Origin of the sequence: Pseudomonas sp. 9AZ (genome assembly GCF_902506525.1) — a bacterium.
Taxonomy (GTDB): Bacteria; Pseudomonadota; Gammaproteobacteria; order Pseudomonadales; family Pseudomonadaceae; genus Aquipseudomonas; species Aquipseudomonas peli.
The window spans coordinates 1,595,671-1,610,160 of sequence record NZ_LR733840.1; the positions used below are offsets into that span (position 1 = coordinate 1,595,671).

Consider the following 14,490-nt stretch of genomic DNA (forward strand, 5'->3'; position numbering starts at 1 on the left):
GGACGATATTGCCTGTTGCTGGCTGGTCTACAGTTAGGCGACCACCCCTCGCGAGATCGCCGCAATGACGCTAAAAATCCTTGGCCTTGCCCTTTCCGCCACGCTGTTACTGACCGCTTGCGTCAGCAGCACACCGCAACCGTCGCAGTATTCGGGCTTCCTCAGTGATTACTCACAGCTACAGCCCGCACAGTCGGCCAGCGGCGCACCGGTTATGCGCTGGGTATCAGCGGACTTTAAGCCCGAGAACTACCGCTCGGTATTGGTCGAGCGGCCAGTGTTTTACCCCGCACCGACGCCCACCGCCCAAGTTAGCCAGCAGACCTTGGACAGCATTGCCCTCTACTTGCAGCAGGCCATACGCCTTGAACTGGCTGGACGGCTCAAGGTTGTCGAATATGCCGACCGTGACACCCTGGTACTGCGCTCGGCCATAACCGCGGTCAACCTGTCGCCAGAAGGGCTGAAAGTCTATGAAGTGGTGCCGATTGCCCTGGTTGCCGCGGCCGCGAGCACCGCCGCCGGTACTCGCGATCTCAACAGCAGCATTTATATTGAGTTGGAAGCCATCGACGGGCGCAACAGCCAGCCGATGACCCGCGTGATACGCAAGGGCCATGGCCTGCAGCTGGAAAACGACAGCACTCAACTCAGCCTCAAGGACATCAAGCCGGCGCTGGATGAGTGGGCCAAGGATGCGCGCAACTTCAAACCCTAAGGTCTGACGGCTTAGGCAAATACAAAGTATTTGCGCACCGTCTCGACCACCTCCCAGGTGCCTTTCATCCCGGGCTCGACGATAAATATGTCGCCGGCCCGCAGATGAATCGGCGCCTGCCCCTCGGGGGTGATGATGCAGTAACCCTCCTGGAAGTGGCAGTACTCCCATTTTTCATAGGCCACCTGCCATTTACCGGGCGTGCAGATCCAAGTGCCCATTATCTTGCTGCCGTCCGCCGAAGTGTAGGCGTTGAGGTTGACGGTGTGCGGCTCGCCGGCGATGCGCGTCCACTTGCAGGCATCCAGCAGCGGAATCGGCTGGGTATCACGCAGTACGGTAATCGGTGACATGAGGGGCTCCTAAGGTCGGTAGAACATCACCCGCAGCCTACGGCCGCCCACCTGCCGCGACTGTCCTGAGGTCGACCTGCAACTGCCTGGAAGCGCAGCCCTCCACTCAGGCCGACGTACCAACCGCGTGCTACTTTGAAGAGGGCCTGTTGGCTTATTCAGCCGTTTGCCCGATCCGGAGATGCTCTATGTCCAGTCTTTACCGCTTGGTCACCCGCAGTGATTTTGACGGCCTGGTGTGCGCCGCCCTGCTCAAACACCTGAACCTGATCGACGACATCCTCTTCGTCCACCCCAAGGACATGCAGGACGGCAAAGTGGCGATCACCAGTCACGACATCACCACCAACCTGCCGTATGTCCCCGGCTGCCACCTGGCCTTTGACCATCACCTCAGCGAGACCCTGCGTAACCAACCGGCGAGCAATCACCTGATTGATGCCGATGCGCCTTCCGCAGCCAGGGTGGTGTGGAAGCACTACGGCGGTCACGACGCGTTCCCACGGGACTGGGACGAAATGATGGAGGCCGTGGACAAGGCGGACGCCGCACAATTCAGCCGCGAGGACATCCTCGATCCACAGGGCTGGGAGCTGCTGAGCTTTATCATGGATGCGCGCACCGGACTCGGCCGCTTCCGTGATTTCCGTATTTCCAATTACCAGCTGATGATGCAGCTGATTGACTTCTGCCAGACCCACGGCATCAATGAAATTCTCCAGCTGCCCGATGTTGAAGAGCGTGTGGCGCTGTACCTGGATCACCAACGCGAGGCCAAAGCGCAGATCCAGCGCTGTGCCACGGTCTACCACAACCTGGTGGTGCTTGATCTGCGCAATGAAGAAACGATCTACGCAGTCAACCGCTTCGTCATCTATGCCCTCTATCCGCAGTGCAATATCTCGATCCACGTGATGTGGGGCGTTAAACAGCAGAACACCGTGTTCGCCATCGGCAAATCGATCCTCGACCGCAGCTCCAACACCAATGTCGGCGAGCTGTGCCTGAGCTACAACGGCGGCGGCCATGCCAATGCCGGCACTTGCCAGCTGACCAACGAGGACGCTGAAGCCGCTTTGCGCGAGCTGATTGCCGAAATCACTGCCGACGGTTAGGCAGCACGATGTCCTAAGCAGGCTGGGCGTAGCCTCTGCTAGAGGGTTAAGCTGTGCCCTATGAGCACAGCCCCTTTTATCACGCCGCTTGAGTCCAGCCGCACGGATGCGCCTTCTGGGTTGCGCATCGGCGGCGACTGGACACTCGCTCACTACGCCGACCTGGAAGCCCAGGTTCGGCAACTGCACGGCACATTGAGCAGCACCGCCAGCGTCGACTTGCAAAGCCTTGGCGCTCTGGACACTGCGGGTGCTGCCTTGTTGGTGGAGTTGCTCGGGAGTCAGCGCTTAGCGCAACTGGCTCAGGACGCGCCCGGGCTGCCCAGCGAGCGCCGCGCCCTGTTGCAAACCGTGGGCACAGCGATTGCCGACGCCGGCGATGCGCTGTCCAGCAAACACATCCCCGCCTGGCGTGAATTCTTCGGGCAGATCGGGCAGGCCGTCGATGAGCTCTGGCAACAAGGCATCGCCCTGCTCGGCTTTATCGGCATGACCCTGGCGGCGATGTTCGCCATCCTTCTGCGCCCCGGCCGCTGGCGCATCACCTCACTGGTCGCGCATTTGCAGCAGAGCGGCCTGAATGCCGTACCCATCGTCGCCCTGCTGACGTTTCTGGTCGGCGCGGTGGTGGCCTTTCTCGGCGCGACGGTGCTCGCCGACTTTGGCGCGAGCATCTACACGGTCGACCTGGTGGCGTTTTCCTTCCTGCGTGAATTCGGCGTGCTGCTCACTGCCATTCTGATGGCCGGACGCACCGCCAGCGCCTTTACCGCACAGATAGGCTCGATGAAGGCCAACGAGGAAATTGACGCCATCCGCACCCTGGGCCTAAGCCCCATGGAGCTGTTGGTATTGCCGCGGGTATTCGCCCTGCTGATCGCCCTGCCGATCCTCACCTTTATCGCCATGCTCAGCGGCATCCTTGGCGGCGCGGTGGTCTGCGCCCTGAGCCTGGATATCTCACCGGCCATGTACTTGGCCATGCTGCAGGAAAATATCGCCCTCAAGCACTTCCTGGTGGGCATGGCCAAGGCGCCGATCTTTGCCTTCCTGATTGCCGTGATCGGCTGCCTGGAGGGCTTCAAGGTCACTGGCAGCGCGCAGTCGGTGGGCGAGCGCACCACCTCCAGCGTGGTCCAGTCGATTTTCGTGGTGATCGTACTGGATGCCCTGGCGGCGCTGTTTCTGATGGAGATGGGCTGGTGAAGGGCGAAGCGATTATCGAAGTGCGCAACCTGGTCAACCGCTTCGGCGCGCAGACCGTGCACCAGGACCTGGCGCTGGACCTGTATCGCGGCGAAGTGCTCGGTGTGGTCGGCGGCTCAGGCACCGGCAAATCGGTGCTGCTGCGCAGCATCCTCGGCCTGCGCCGCGCCAACTCAGGCACAGTACGGGTGTTCGGTGAAGAACTGCTGAGCCTGCCTCCCGAGCGTCGCTCGCAGCTGGAACGGCGGTTTGGTGTGCTCTACCAGCGCGGTGCGCTGTTCTCCTCGCTGACGGTGACCGAAAACACCGCCTTGCCGCTGATCGAACATGCCGGCCTCACGCGCGCCGCCGCCGAACGTCTGGCCCAGGTCAAGCTGGCACTGGTCGGTCTGCCACGTGGCGCGGGCGACAAATACCCGACCGAACTGTCCGGCGGCATGATCAAACGCGCGGCTCTGGCCCGCGCCCTGGCCCTGGAGCCGGACATCCTGTTTCTCGACGAACCCACCGCCGGGCTCGACCCGATTGGCGCGGCGGCCTTCGACCAATTGATCCTGACCCTGCGCGACGCCCTGGGTCTCAGCGTGTTTCTGGTCACCCATGACCTCGACACCCTCTACACCATCTGTGATCGGGTGGCCGTACTGGCGGAAAAACGCGTGCTGGTGGCCGACCGCCTGGACGTTGTAGCCGCCACCGACAACCCTTGGATTCACGAGTATTTTCACGGCCCGCGCGGACGCGCAGCCGAACAGGCCGCCAGCGGCGCGCCAGGGAGCAACTGAATGGAACCGCGTGCCCACCACGTGTTGATTGGCCTGTTTACCGTGCTAATGGTTGCCGCGGCCTTGGGCTTTGCCCTGTGGCTGAGCAAGGCCAGCTCGGACCAGGAAACCCACGACTTTGACGTGATCTTCAACGAAGCGGTCAGCGGTCTGTCGGCCGGCAGCGCGGTGCAGTACAGCGGCATCAAGGTCGGCGACGTGATCAGCCTGCGCCTCGACCCGAACGATCCGCGCAAGGTTCGCGCGCACATCCGCGTCAGCGCCAACACACCGATCAAACAGGATACCCGCGCTCGCCTGTCGATCACCGGGATCACCGGCGCCTCACTGATCCAGTTGCACAGCGGCACCCCGGAAAGCCCGGCCTTGGAAGGCAAGAACGACCAACTGGCGGAAATTATCGCCGATCCCTCGCCGCTGACCCGCCTGATGTCCAACGGTGAAGACCTGGTTGTCAGCGTCACTCGCCTGCTCGACCGCGCCAACCAGCTGTTCTCGCACGAAAACATCGGGCGTATTTCCCGCACTCTGGACAACATCGAACAAACCAGCGCCAGCGTGGCCGAACAGCGCGACGAGCTGCGTCAGGCCCTGCAACAGATGACCCGCGCCAGCCAGGAAGCCACTGACCTGATGCGCAACGCCAACCAGCTGCTCAGCGGCCCAGGCCACGACGCGGTCAACAGCGCCAATCGGCTGATGGCCTCATTGGAGCGCAGCAGCAGCAGCGTCGAACGCTTGTTAGCGGATAACCACAGCACCCTTAACAACGGCATGCAAGGCATCGGCGAACTGGGCCCAACCATTGTCGAACTGCGCGAAACCCTCAGCGCCCTGCGCTCCTTCGCCCGCCGCCTGGAGGAAGACCCGGCCGGCTACCTGCTGCGCAGTGACACCATCAAGGAGTTTCAACCATGAGTCGTCTTCGCCTGCTCGCCGCACTGCTGCTGATCGGCAGCCTGGCCGCCTGCTCGGTCTTGCCGAAAAGCCAGGTGCTGAGCATCTACCGCCTGCCGGCCAGCAGCCTGCCCAGCCATAACACCAGTACCGATTGGGCGTTGCGGGTGAACAAGCCCTACAGCAGCCAGCTGCTCGACAGCACGCGAATTGCCGTATTGCCGCCGGGCGACCAGATCAGCGCCTACCAGGGTGTGCGCTGGAGCGACCGCGCACCACTGCTACTGCGCGACCGACTGATTGACGCCTTTCTCGACGACGGCCGCCTCAAGGCGGTGAGCAGCGATGAAAGCCGCCTGCAGGCCGACCTGGAGCTGGACGGCGACCTGCGCGCCTTTCACAGCGAATACCAGAACGGCCGCCCAGCCGCGCGCATCCTATTCGAAGCCCGCCTGGTGCAGAGTGGCAGCCTGCGCATCCTCGCCAGCCGGCGTTTCGAAGTCAGCCAGGCGGCCAGTGATACCTCGGTGCCGGCGGTGGTCAACGCCTTCGGCCAGGCCGGCGATCAACTGGCCCGCGAGGTGCTGGAGTGGACTTTGACCCAGGGTCAGACCGCGCAGCAAAAATGAACTGAGTTGTTCCAGCGAGGGGCGAACCATGGACAAATTTATGCAAGCGGCCATCGACGAAGCCCGCCAGGGCCTGGCCGAAGGCGGCATCCCGATCGGCTCGGTGCTGGTGCATAACGGCCAGATTATCGGCCGTGGCCATAACCGTCGCGTACAACAAGGCAGCGCCATCCGCCATGGTGAAATGGACGCCTTGGAAAACGCCGGCCGGCAAAGCGCCCAGACCTACCGCGAGTCGGTGCTCTACACCACCCTTTCACCCTGCGCGATGTGCAGCGGCGCAATCCTGTTATACGGCATCCCCAAAGTGATCATCGGCGAGAACCAGACCTTCCTCGGCGAAGAAGCGCTGCTGCGCGAGCGTGGCGTGCAGCTCGATGTGCTGCACAACAACGAATGCCTGCACCTGATGCAGGACTTTATCGCCGCCCAACCGACGCTGTGGAACGAGGATATCGGCGAGTAGTGGCTAGCCGCGCTGAACGATCAGCCACTCGCGCACTGCCGCATAGGGGTAGGCGTCCAACGCAGCAAAGCCACTGAACTGACGCGCTTTGAGCTTGGTGAACAGCGGCACGCTGATGCCACAGAGGTAGCGCGTCAGGCATTCAGCGCTCGGCTCAACGCCCTTGAGTTCCTGATGCTTGCGCACAAAACCGTCACAGAGTGCCTGCATATCCAGCTCCGCCAGCGGCGGCAACGCTGGCGGCTCGGGTAGCCGGGCAACCTGCCCCCGGCACACCGAACAATGCCCACACTGCTGCGGCGCGTTGGCGTCACCGAAATAGGCGGCCAACCGCTGACTCAGGCACTGCTCGCTGGCAAACAGCGCGAGCATGGCGTGAATCCGGCTGATCTCGCTGGCCTCCTGCTGGCTGAAATAGCCATGCAGTTCGACGCTCAAGGCCGCCGGATCGAAGCCGGGATCGAGCAGCGCGTAGACCTCAGTCATCTGCTTGCTTTCCAACTCGACCCAACCCTTTTCCTGGAAGTAATCCAGGGCTTTGATCACCCGACCGCGCTCGGCCTGGTGCTGTTGGTAGAGCTGATCGAAATCCACCGTGCACCAGGTGCGCGCGCGTTGCGAGGTGCTGATCAGCGCCTCGACAAACTGCCGCCGCTCGCCGTCGAACTTCTCCAACAACGCTTCGGGTTCCAAGAGGAACTTGAAGCGATATTCGGCGAAATAGGCGTAACGCGGGGCAATGATGCCGCGCAACTCCAGCTGCACCAGCAGGGTTTTCAGTGGCAGCTGGCGGATATTGCTCTGCTCGGAAAGCTGGTTGAGCATCAACTCCCACTCGCCGCCATGACCGCTGGCCAGCAGCTCATCCAGCACACAGCGAATGCCGTCCAGCTCCGGCGTATCGCCATAAACGAAGTTTTCCAGCACGTTGAGACTGTCGTGGTTGGCCAATACCAGGCAGTCGGAAGGCTGGCCATCACGGCCGGCGCGGCCGATTTCCTGGCTGTAATTCTCGATGGATTTCGGCAAGTCGAAGTGCAGCACATTGCGGATATCCGACTTGTCGATACCCATGCCGAAGGCGATGGTGGCAACGATGCAGTTGATCTGCCCCGCCATAAACTGACGCTGAATCGCCTCACGCGCCTCGTGCGGCATACCGGCGTGGTAAGCGCTGGCGGCAAGGCCACGCTGGCTCAGGCGTGCGGCCACTTGTTCAGCAGTCTTCTGTTGGGTGACGTAAACGATGCTTGGCTGCCCGGCTTTGGCACCCAACCACTGCTCCAGACGACGCTGCTTGTCGGCGCCGCTGACTGGCTCCACCAGCAGGTTGAGGTTGGCGCGGTAGAAACCTGTGGTGACCACATCATCAGCGGCGATGGCGAACTTCTGCTGCATATCGGCAATCACCGGCGGCGTGGCCGTGGCCGTGAGCAGCAGCACCTGCGGGATGCCGAACTGGCGCTGATAGTCCGGCAGTTTGAGGTAATCCGGGCGGAAGTTATGGCCCCACTCGGAGATGCAGTGGGCTTCGTCGATCACCAGCAGAGAGATCGGCACCTGGGCGATAAAGTTGCGGAAACGCTCATTCTTCAGCCGTTCGACCGAGATCATCAGAATCTTCAGCTCACCCGATTTCGCCCGCGTCATGACCGCACTGGCCTCCTCGCGGCTTTGCGCCGAATCGATACTGGCGGCGCTGATGCCACGGCCATGCAGGAACGCCAGCTGGTCCTGCATTAACGCCAGCAAGGGCGAGACCACTAGGGTCAGGTGCGGCAGATGCAACGCCGGCAGCTGATAACACAACGACTTGCCCGAACCGGTGGGGAAGATCGCCGCCGCCGAACGTCCGGCGAGCACGGCCGTGACCACACGCTCCTGACCGGGGCGCAATTGCTTGAAGCCGAACACACGTTCCAGGGTACTCATGGCTGTCACTCCATTGACCGCCGCGGCGGTAAACAATGATTAATTCCTACAGGCCGCACCGCTATTGCCAATCCAACTAACACCACAGGCAACACAGGCGTACATTCAAACCATGCCAATAAAAAGGAGATGAGTATGCAGGTATCTGGTTTCAGCGGCAGCTTGCCGGTTATCCACTAGATCGCTCACCACCCAGGCCAGATGGCCGCGCAGCAAAGACCCCGGCGGAACCGGAGTAGCTGATGCGAACCACAGGCCGATGCGCAGTCTGGCGGGAAACTCAGGTTCGCCGTGAGGTGTGCCAAACCATAGCCCTAACGCCGCCACACAACTCGAAAGCACCAGCGGCCACCCGCGGCATATCGACACCTACCTGGCACTCGCCAGTCATGCTGAAGTCGACAGCTGCAGACAATGGCCCTGGAAATCGCCTGAGTTGCCAACCCCGTTAGCGCTGTGGCCCGAGACAGCCATACAGCAACAGCCAAGGCCGTGCAGAGCGGCCACCTGAGCAAGAGTGCAACGCGCGACACCCGCAAACGTGCCTGATCTGCTAGCAGATACGCACCCAAAGCCGCCTCCGGGCGGCTTTTCCGTTTCTTACTGTGCCTGCCAGTGCACCCCGAGAAGGGCTTTAGCCGCGACAACTCGCTCATTAACGAAAGTTCGTCGCTAAAGCGCCTCCTACAGATTGATGCTTAATTTCCCATGCATAAAAAAACCGCCGATTTCGGCGGTTTTTTCAACGCGACAGTTACAACTTAAAGCTGCGGGCCGGCGTTCTTGATGGCATCGCTGACATCGAACTTCTTGAAGTTCTCGATGAACAGACCGGCCAGGCCTTTGGCGGCTTCGTCGTAGGCGTTCTTGTCTTCCCAGGTGTTGCGTGGGTTGAGCAGATTGGTTTCAACGCCCGGTACCGACTTCGGCACGCTCAGGTTGATGATCGGCAGCAACTCGGTTTCGGTACCGATCAGCGCACCGCTCTGAATCGCTGCAATCACGCCACGGGTGGTCGGGATGTTGAAACGCTTGCCAACACCGTAGCCACCGCCGGTCCAGCCGGTGTTGACCAGATAGACCTTGGAGCCGAAGCCGCGGATACGCTTGATCAGCAGCTCAGCGTATTCGCCAGCCGGACGCGGGAAGAATGGCGCGCCGAAGCAGGTGGAGAAGGTCGACTTGATGCCGCCGCCCGAACCCATTTCGGTGGAACCGACCAGCGCGGTGTAACCGGAGAGGAAGTGGTAAGCCGCTTGCTCTTCGTTGAGGATCGATACTGGCGGCAGTACGCCAGTCAGGTCGCAGGTGAGGAAGATCACGGCGTTCGGCTCACCGCCGAGGTTCTTCTCGCTGCGCTTCTCGACCAGCTCCAGCGGGTAGGCCGCGCGGCTGTTCTGGGTCAGGCTGTCGTCGGCGTAGTTCGGTACGCGGTTCTCATCGAGCACCACGTTTTCCAGCACGGCGCCGAACTGGATGGCTTTCCAGATCACTGGCTCGTTCTTCTCGGACAGGTCGATGCACTTGGCATAGCAACCGCCTTCGATGTTGAACACCACGCCCACGCCCCAGCCGTGCTCGTCGTCGCCGATCAGGTAGCGGCTTTCGTCAGCCGATAGGGTGGTCTTGCCAGTGCCGGACAGGCCGAAGAACAGCGTCACGTCGCCTTCTTCACCGATGTTGGCCGCGCAATGCATCGGCAGCACGTCGGCGTCCGGCAGCAGGAAGTTCTGCACGCTGAACATGGCTTTCTTCATTTCACCGGCGTAACGCATGCCGGCGATCAGGACTTTCTTGGCGGCGAAGTTGAGGATCACGCAGCCATCGGAATTGGTGCCATCACGCTCCGGTACGCATTCGAAGTTGGCGACGTTGAGCACTTGCCACTCGTCTTTGCCAGCCGGGTTGTACTGCTCCGGGTTGATAAACAGGCAACGGCCGAACAGGTTCTGCCAGGCAGTGGCGGTGGTCATCTTGACTGGCAGGTAGTGCGCGTCGGCAGAACCTACATGAACGTAGGACACGAAGCTGTCCTGCGCGTCGGAGAACGCTTGTACGCGGTCCCACAGGGCGTCGAACTTGTCAGCCGGGAACGGACGGTTGATTGCGCCCCAGGCGATTTTCGCCTCGGTGCTCGGCTCTTGCACGATGAAGCGATCAGCCGGCGAACGACCAGTGCGATGGCCTGTGCGTACGACCAGCGAGCCGTTGGCGGCCAGCTCGCCTTCACCGCGACGAAGGGCTTCTTCGACCAGTTGGGCAGCGCTGATGTCGGTGTACACGGCGTTGTTGGCTTGCGTCATGTGGGTCCCCGTCGGCCACGTGGCCGAGTCTTCCGAACGTTTTGTAGTAGAAAGTGGAGCACTACTACAGCGAAAAAAGTGCGCCGGATTATGCCAGAAAAAGCCAGCTGCGGGTGCAGCCTCTGATCAGATCATTCCGACACGGTTTAGGGGCTGTGTGCCCCCGAATTTGCTTGAAACTCAGTGGCGCGTATCTGATGGCGCTTCGATGCTGCCATCGATAAACAGTTGCAGCACATCGGCGGCATCGAACAGATAGCGCTCGTTGCAGAACTGGCAATCGATTTCCACGCTGCCGCCGTGCTCCTGCACCAGCGCTTCGGCGTCAGCTTGGCCGAGGCTGATCAGCGCGCGGCTGGAGCGCTCACGCGAGCAGCTGCAGCGAAACAGCAAGGCACGTGGGTCGAACAGGCGCAGCGCCTCCTGGTGATACAGGCGATGCAACAGCGTTTCGTTATCCAGGCCCAGCAGTTCTTCAGCCTTCAGCGTATCGGCCAGGGCCATGGCGTGCTGCCAGCTGGCTTCACGCTCATCGGCCTCCTTCAGGCGGTCGGCCGGCAGCTGCTGCAACAGCAGGCCGCGAGCACGCTGGCCATCGGCGCTGAGCCAGAAACGCGTCGGCAGCTGCTCGGACGTGGCGAAGTAATTGGTCAGGCAATCGGCCAGGGTATCCCCTTCCAGATCGACGATGCCTTGATAACGCTGCCCGGATTTCGGGTCAACGGTCATGGCCAGCACGCCATCGGGCATCAGCTCGCGCAGGTTGGCATCGGCAGTGATCTGTTCAGCGTGGTAGCGGGCGATACCGCGCAGCTCACCTTCGCTGGAGCATTCGACCATCAGCAGGGGCACGGCACCGGAGGAGCGCGCCTGCAGGATCAGCAGGCCTTCAAATTTCAGGGTGCCAATCAGCAAGGAGGCAGCAGCAAGCAGTTCACCCAACAGCTGAGCGACCGGTTGCGGGTAGGTGTGTTTGGCCAGCACATGGCTGTAGCTGTCGGTCAGACCGACCAGTTCGCCACGGATATCGCTGTCGTCGAACAAGAAGCGTTGGGAAAAATCAGACATGCCAACTTCACTGAATGTGATTCGGCCCGCGATTTTAGGCGCAAACGCCCATCCGACCAAGCGCCTCTTATCTATCAGCGCTGCGGGTGGAAGCTATCGATACAAAACCGGGTCACAGTTGTCGACAAAAGACAGGGGGAAATTTTGCATTCTCAGGCCCGACTCCCTAGGATGCCGACCGCTTTAAACCCCTACAAATGACAAGGATGCCTCTGCATGACCTCTTCTTTTCTTAACGATCAGTGGCGTATTCGCCCATTGGTTGCCAGCCATTTCGTCGCTCTGCTGCTGCTTGCCAGTTGGTTGTGGGCACCCAGCCGCGCGCTGTGGGACCAATTCGACCTGCAGCTGTTTGCCCTGCTCAACGAGCCCGTGCACAGCGCCGGGCTGTGGGCGCAAACCTGGGCAATCGGCAGCATGCGCCCGGTGGACATGGGTGTTGGCGTGCTGATGCTGGCCGTGATGCTCAAGGCCGATCTGGTGTTCAGCGGCGCCCAAGTGCGCAAGGCGCTGTATGCCTTTCTCGCGGCGCTGATCGTGATGCTGCTGTTTCGCGTCGGTTTCGCCGAGCTGGTCAAGCTGATGGGTTGGCAGCGCCCGAGCGCATCCCTGGTGGTGGAAGGCGCCGCACGGCTGACCGAACTGTTCCCTGACTGGGAAGAACGCTGGGATATGAAGGACAGCGCCACCCGCAGCTTCCCTGGCGATCACGCATCGGTGCTGTTGATCTGGGCGATGTTTATGAGCTTCTTTGCACGCAACTGGCGTTTGCTGCTGGTCTGGAGCCTGGCGGTGATCTTTATGCTGCCGCGTCTGGTAGCGGGTGCGCACTGGGGTTCGGATGCCCTGGTGGGCGGCCTGTTCCTCGCCTTGCTGGGCCTGGCCTGGTCCTGCTTTACCCCGTTTGCGTACAAGACCAGCGAATGGTTGGAATATGTTACCCAGCCGCTGATCAAGAGCCTGGCCGCGCTGCCAATTCTGGGCCGACTGAACGTTATCAGCGGCCGCTAGGCGAAGGCTGTGACGTGCGCAGCTGAACAGTGCCGCGCTGCTGAGCACGGCGGTCGGCGACACGCGGCCTAGAACTCGTCATCAGCCCACGGATGGCGCAGGCCGCCATCCTGCCGCTCATTGAAATCGTGAATCTGCCGGCGCTGTTTCTTGCTCGGCCGGCCATCGGTCTGCATGCCCAGTGCCCCGGCTTTACGCTGTGCGGCGGCCTGTTCGCGGCGCTCAATGCTTTCGGCTGTCTCGGTGTACAACGCCTGCGCTTCAGGCGCACCGCGGCGCACCACGGACAGTGCCTGCACCACTACACTGCGCTCCTCAAAGCCAGTGCGAATCACATAGATATCGCCAATTTTCGGCTCCTTGCCGGGTTTGCAACGCTCACCACGGTGGTGCACCTTGCCACCTTCAATAGCCGCTTTGGCCAGGGCGCGGGTTTTATAAAAGCGCGCGGCCCACAGCCATTTATCCAGGCGTACCTTGTCGTCGTCTTTTTTCTCGCTCATCCGGCCCTCGCTGATCACACCGTGCAGGCGGACATTTTGCCTGATGCAGTTGTCACACGTGCCAACTAGAATGCCCGCACATAACCCGGAACTGCCCTTTGAAGACTTTTGACCAACTTGGCGTAATCGGTTTGCGCGAATGGATCAACCTGCCGGAACTGGGCATGGTCGGCCTGCGCGCCAAGATTGATACCGGGGCCAGTACCTCCAGCCTGCATGCCAGCGATATTCAACCGTTCGACCGCGACGGCGAGCCTTGGGTGCGCTTTACCGCCCACCTCGGCACAGTGGTGCAGCGTCGGCATCGCTGCGAGGCACAACTGGTTTCAGTGAAAACCATCAAAAGCTCCAACGGCCACAGTCAGTCGCGCTATGTGATTCGCACTCCCCTGACGCTAGGCGAGCGCGAATGGCCGGTCGAATTCACCCTGACATGCCGCAAAACCATGCGCTACCGCGTGTTGCTTGGCTCCAAGGCGCTGATTGCCGGTCAGCTGCTGGTCAACCCGGCGCTGACTTACGTACAGAATAAACCCACCCTCGCTGACTCCCCTGGTGCCCCATGAAGATCGCCGTGCTGTCGCGCAACCCGCGCCTGTATTCCACCCGCCGCCTGGTCGAAGCCGGGCAACAGCGGGGCCACGAGATGGTGGTGATCGACACCCTGCGTGCCTATATGAACATTGCCAGCCACAAGCCGCAGATCCATTACCGCGGAAAGCCGCTGGAAGGCTTCGATGCAGTGATTCCACGCATCGGCGCGTCGGTGACGTTCTATGGCTGCGCGGTGCTGCGCCAGTTCGAGATGATGGGCGTGTTCCCACTCAACGAGTCGGTGGCCATCGCCCGCTCGCGGGACAAGCTGCGCTCACTGCAACTGCTGTCCCGCCGTGGCATTGGCCTGCCGGTGACCGGTTTCGCCCACTCTCCGGATGACATCGCCGACCTGATCGACATGGTTAACGGCGCGCCACTAGTGATCAAAGTACTGGAAGGCACCCAGGGCATTGGCGTGGTGCTGTGTGAAACGGCGACGGCGGCCGAGTCGGTGATCGAGGCCTTTATGGGCCTCAAGCAAGACATCATGGTGCAGGAATACATCAAGGAAGCCGGCGGCGCGGACATCCGCTGTTTTGTGGTCGGCGACAAGGTGATTGCGGCGATGAAGCGCCAGGCCAAGCCCGGCGAATTCCGCTCCAACCTGCACCGGGGCGGCAGCGCCAGCCTGATCAAGATCACCCCGGAGGAACGCATGACCGCCATCCGCGCGGCCAAGGTGATGGGGCTGAGCGTAGCAGGCGTGGATATCCTGCGCTCCAATCACGGCCCGCTGGTGATGGAAGTCAACTCATCCCCCGGCCTGGAAGGCATCGAAACCACCACCGGCAAGGACGTCGCCAGCCTGGTAATCCAGCACCTGGAGAAGAACAGCGGCCCAAACCTGACGCGCACTAAGGGCAAGGGTTGAGCCGGATATAAGCGAACGCACGGCCAAACACGGCCG

At 61.5% G+C, this 14,490-nt stretch carries 15 protein-coding genes; 10 read left to right on the top strand and 5 right to left on the bottom strand.

The genetic code is table 11. The annotated features are described in order from the left end of the window. Positions 1 to 64 precede the first annotated feature (64 nt). On the top strand, positions 65 to 718 hold the full coding sequence (locus ALTER154_RS07450; protein WP_160085890.1) for a DUF3313 domain-containing protein: 654 nt from the start codon (positions 65 to 67) through the stop codon (positions 716 to 718). An 11-nt stretch (positions 719 to 729) separates the two neighbouring features. On the opposite strand, the gene ALTER154_RS07455 is transcribed toward ALTER154_RS07450, so the two are convergent. Further along, positions 730 to 1,071 carry a cupin domain-containing protein gene (locus tag ALTER154_RS07455; protein ID WP_090250378.1) on the bottom strand — a complete coding sequence of 114 codons (342 nt, stop codon included), beginning with the start codon at positions 1,069 to 1,071 and terminating at the stop codon, positions 730 to 732. A gap of 188 nt (positions 1,072 to 1,259) precedes the next feature. On the opposite strand from ALTER154_RS07455, the gene ALTER154_RS07460 reads away from it, so the two are divergent. From ALTER154_RS07460 to ALTER154_RS07485, 6 genes are read left to right on the top strand one after another with little or no spacing between them, the layout of a single operon-like run. Further along, positions 1,260 to 2,186, top strand: coding sequence for an exopolyphosphatase (locus tag ALTER154_RS07460; protein ID WP_160085892.1), 927 nt, complete (start codon positions 1,260 to 1,262; stop codon positions 2,184 to 2,186). Positions 2,187 to 2,246: 60 nt separating this feature from the next. Next, the gene (locus tag ALTER154_RS07465; protein WP_160085893.1) at positions 2,247 to 3,392 is read left to right on the top strand and encodes an ABC transporter permease; all 1,146 of its coding nucleotides are present in this window, start codon (positions 2,247 to 2,249) and stop codon (positions 3,390 to 3,392) included. Beyond that, positions 3,389 to 4,177, top strand: coding sequence for an ABC transporter ATP-binding protein (locus tag ALTER154_RS07470; RefSeq protein ID WP_160085895.1), 789 nt, complete (start codon positions 3,389 to 3,391; stop codon positions 4,175 to 4,177). Before ALTER154_RS07465 ends, ALTER154_RS07470 begins: the two co-directional genes overlap by 4 nt. Further along, entirely contained in the window at positions 4,178 to 5,095 is a 918-nt protein-coding gene (locus ALTER154_RS07475; protein WP_090250387.1) for an MlaD family protein, read from the top strand. It begins immediately after the preceding gene. Next, positions 5,092 to 5,703 carry an ABC-type transport auxiliary lipoprotein family protein gene (locus tag ALTER154_RS07480; protein WP_160085897.1) on the top strand — a complete coding sequence of 204 codons (612 nt, stop codon included), beginning with the start codon at positions 5,092 to 5,094 and terminating at the stop codon, positions 5,701 to 5,703. The genes ALTER154_RS07475 and ALTER154_RS07480 overlap by 4 nt, the downstream gene beginning before the upstream one ends. Before the next feature lie 28 nt (positions 5,704 to 5,731). After that, positions 5,732 to 6,169, top strand: a complete 438-nt coding sequence (locus tag ALTER154_RS07485; RefSeq protein WP_160085899.1) for a nucleoside deaminase — start codon at positions 5,732 to 5,734, stop codon at positions 6,167 to 6,169. Positions 6,170 to 6,172: 3 nt separating this feature from the next. Here ALTER154_RS07485 and ALTER154_RS07490 read toward each other — a convergent pair whose 3' ends face one another. From ALTER154_RS07490 to hslO, 3 genes are all read right to left on the bottom strand, one after another. Continuing rightward, positions 6,173 to 8,101 carry an ATP-dependent DNA helicase RecQ gene (locus ALTER154_RS07490; RefSeq protein ID WP_160085901.1) on the bottom strand — a complete coding sequence of 643 codons (1,929 nt, stop codon included), beginning with the start codon at positions 8,099 to 8,101 and terminating at the stop codon, positions 6,173 to 6,175. A 761-nt stretch (positions 8,102 to 8,862) separates the two neighbouring features. Continuing rightward, complete coding sequence (locus tag ALTER154_RS07495; protein ID WP_090250397.1) at positions 8,863 to 10,404, bottom strand: phosphoenolpyruvate carboxykinase; 1,542 nt, start codon at positions 10,402 to 10,404, stop codon at positions 8,863 to 8,865. A gap of 180 nt (positions 10,405 to 10,584) precedes the next feature. Beyond that, entirely contained in the window at positions 10,585 to 11,472 is an 888-nt protein-coding gene (hslO, locus tag ALTER154_RS07500) for an Hsp33 family molecular chaperone HslO (RefSeq protein WP_090250400.1), read from the bottom strand. Positions 11,473 to 11,688: 216 nt separating this feature from the next. On the opposite strand from hslO, the gene ALTER154_RS07505 reads away from it, so the two are divergent. Next, positions 11,689 to 12,483 carry a phosphatase PAP2 family protein gene (locus tag ALTER154_RS07505; protein ID WP_160085903.1) on the top strand — a complete coding sequence of 265 codons (795 nt, stop codon included), beginning with the start codon at positions 11,689 to 11,691 and terminating at the stop codon, positions 12,481 to 12,483. A 68-nt stretch (positions 12,484 to 12,551) separates the two neighbouring features. Here the strand turns inward: ALTER154_RS07505 and ALTER154_RS07510 are convergent, their stop codons facing one another. Continuing rightward, a complete protein-coding gene (locus ALTER154_RS07510; protein ID WP_160085905.1) occupies positions 12,552 to 12,986 on the bottom strand; it encodes an RNA-binding S4 domain-containing protein in 435 nt (144 codons plus the stop codon). A 131-nt stretch (positions 12,987 to 13,117) separates the two neighbouring features. Here ALTER154_RS07510 and ALTER154_RS07515 point away from each other — a divergent pair, with 131 nt between their 5' ends. Both ALTER154_RS07515 and rimK read left to right on the top strand, forming a co-directional pair. Beyond that, complete coding sequence (locus ALTER154_RS07515; protein ID WP_256665692.1) at positions 13,118 to 13,552, top strand: ATP-dependent zinc protease; 435 nt, start codon at positions 13,118 to 13,120, stop codon at positions 13,550 to 13,552. Further along, a complete protein-coding gene (rimK, locus tag ALTER154_RS07520; protein ID WP_160085908.1) occupies positions 13,549 to 14,454 on the top strand; it encodes a 30S ribosomal protein S6--L-glutamate ligase in 906 nt (301 codons plus the stop codon). Before ALTER154_RS07515 ends, rimK begins: the two co-directional genes overlap by 4 nt. Positions 14,455 to 14,490 lie beyond the last annotated feature (36 nt).

Bases quoted from the DNA above. Each gene is read 5' to 3' on its own strand.
- ALTER154_RS07455 (WP_090250378.1), bottom strand. From the start codon at position 1,071: ATGTCACCGATTACCGTACTGCGTGATACCCAGCCGATTCCGCTGCTG.
- ALTER154_RS07505 (WP_160085903.1), top strand. From the start codon at position 11,689: ATGACCTCTTCTTTTCTTAACGATCAGTGGCGTATTCGCCCATTGGTT.
- ALTER154_RS07495 (WP_090250397.1), bottom strand. From the start codon at position 10,404: ATGACGCAAGCCAACAACGCCGTGTACACCGACATCAGCGCTGCCCAA.
- ALTER154_RS07485 (WP_160085899.1), top strand. From the start codon at position 5,732: ATGGACAAATTTATGCAAGCGGCCATCGACGAAGCCCGCCAGGGCCTG.
- ALTER154_RS07510 (WP_160085905.1), bottom strand. From the start codon at position 12,986: ATGAGCGAGAAAAAAGACGACGACAAGGTACGCCTGGATAAATGGCTG.
- ALTER154_RS07475 (WP_090250387.1), top strand. From the start codon at position 4,178: ATGGAACCGCGTGCCCACCACGTGTTGATTGGCCTGTTTACCGTGCTA.
- ALTER154_RS07450 (WP_160085890.1), top strand. From the start codon at position 65: ATGACGCTAAAAATCCTTGGCCTTGCCCTTTCCGCCACGCTGTTACTG.
- ALTER154_RS07490 (WP_160085901.1), bottom strand. From the start codon at position 8,101: ATGAGTACCCTGGAACGTGTGTTCGGCTTCAAGCAATTGCGCCCCGGT.
- rimK (WP_160085908.1), top strand. From the start codon at position 13,549: ATGAAGATCGCCGTGCTGTCGCGCAACCCGCGCCTGTATTCCACCCGC.
- ALTER154_RS07465 (WP_160085893.1), top strand. From the start codon at position 2,247: ATGAGCACAGCCCCTTTTATCACGCCGCTTGAGTCCAGCCGCACGGAT.
- hslO (WP_090250400.1), bottom strand. From the start codon at position 11,472: ATGTCTGATTTTTCCCAACGCTTCTTGTTCGACGACAGCGATATCCGT.
- ALTER154_RS07480 (WP_160085897.1), top strand. From the start codon at position 5,092: ATGAGTCGTCTTCGCCTGCTCGCCGCACTGCTGCTGATCGGCAGCCTG.
- ALTER154_RS07460 (WP_160085892.1), top strand. From the start codon at position 1,260: ATGTCCAGTCTTTACCGCTTGGTCACCCGCAGTGATTTTGACGGCCTG.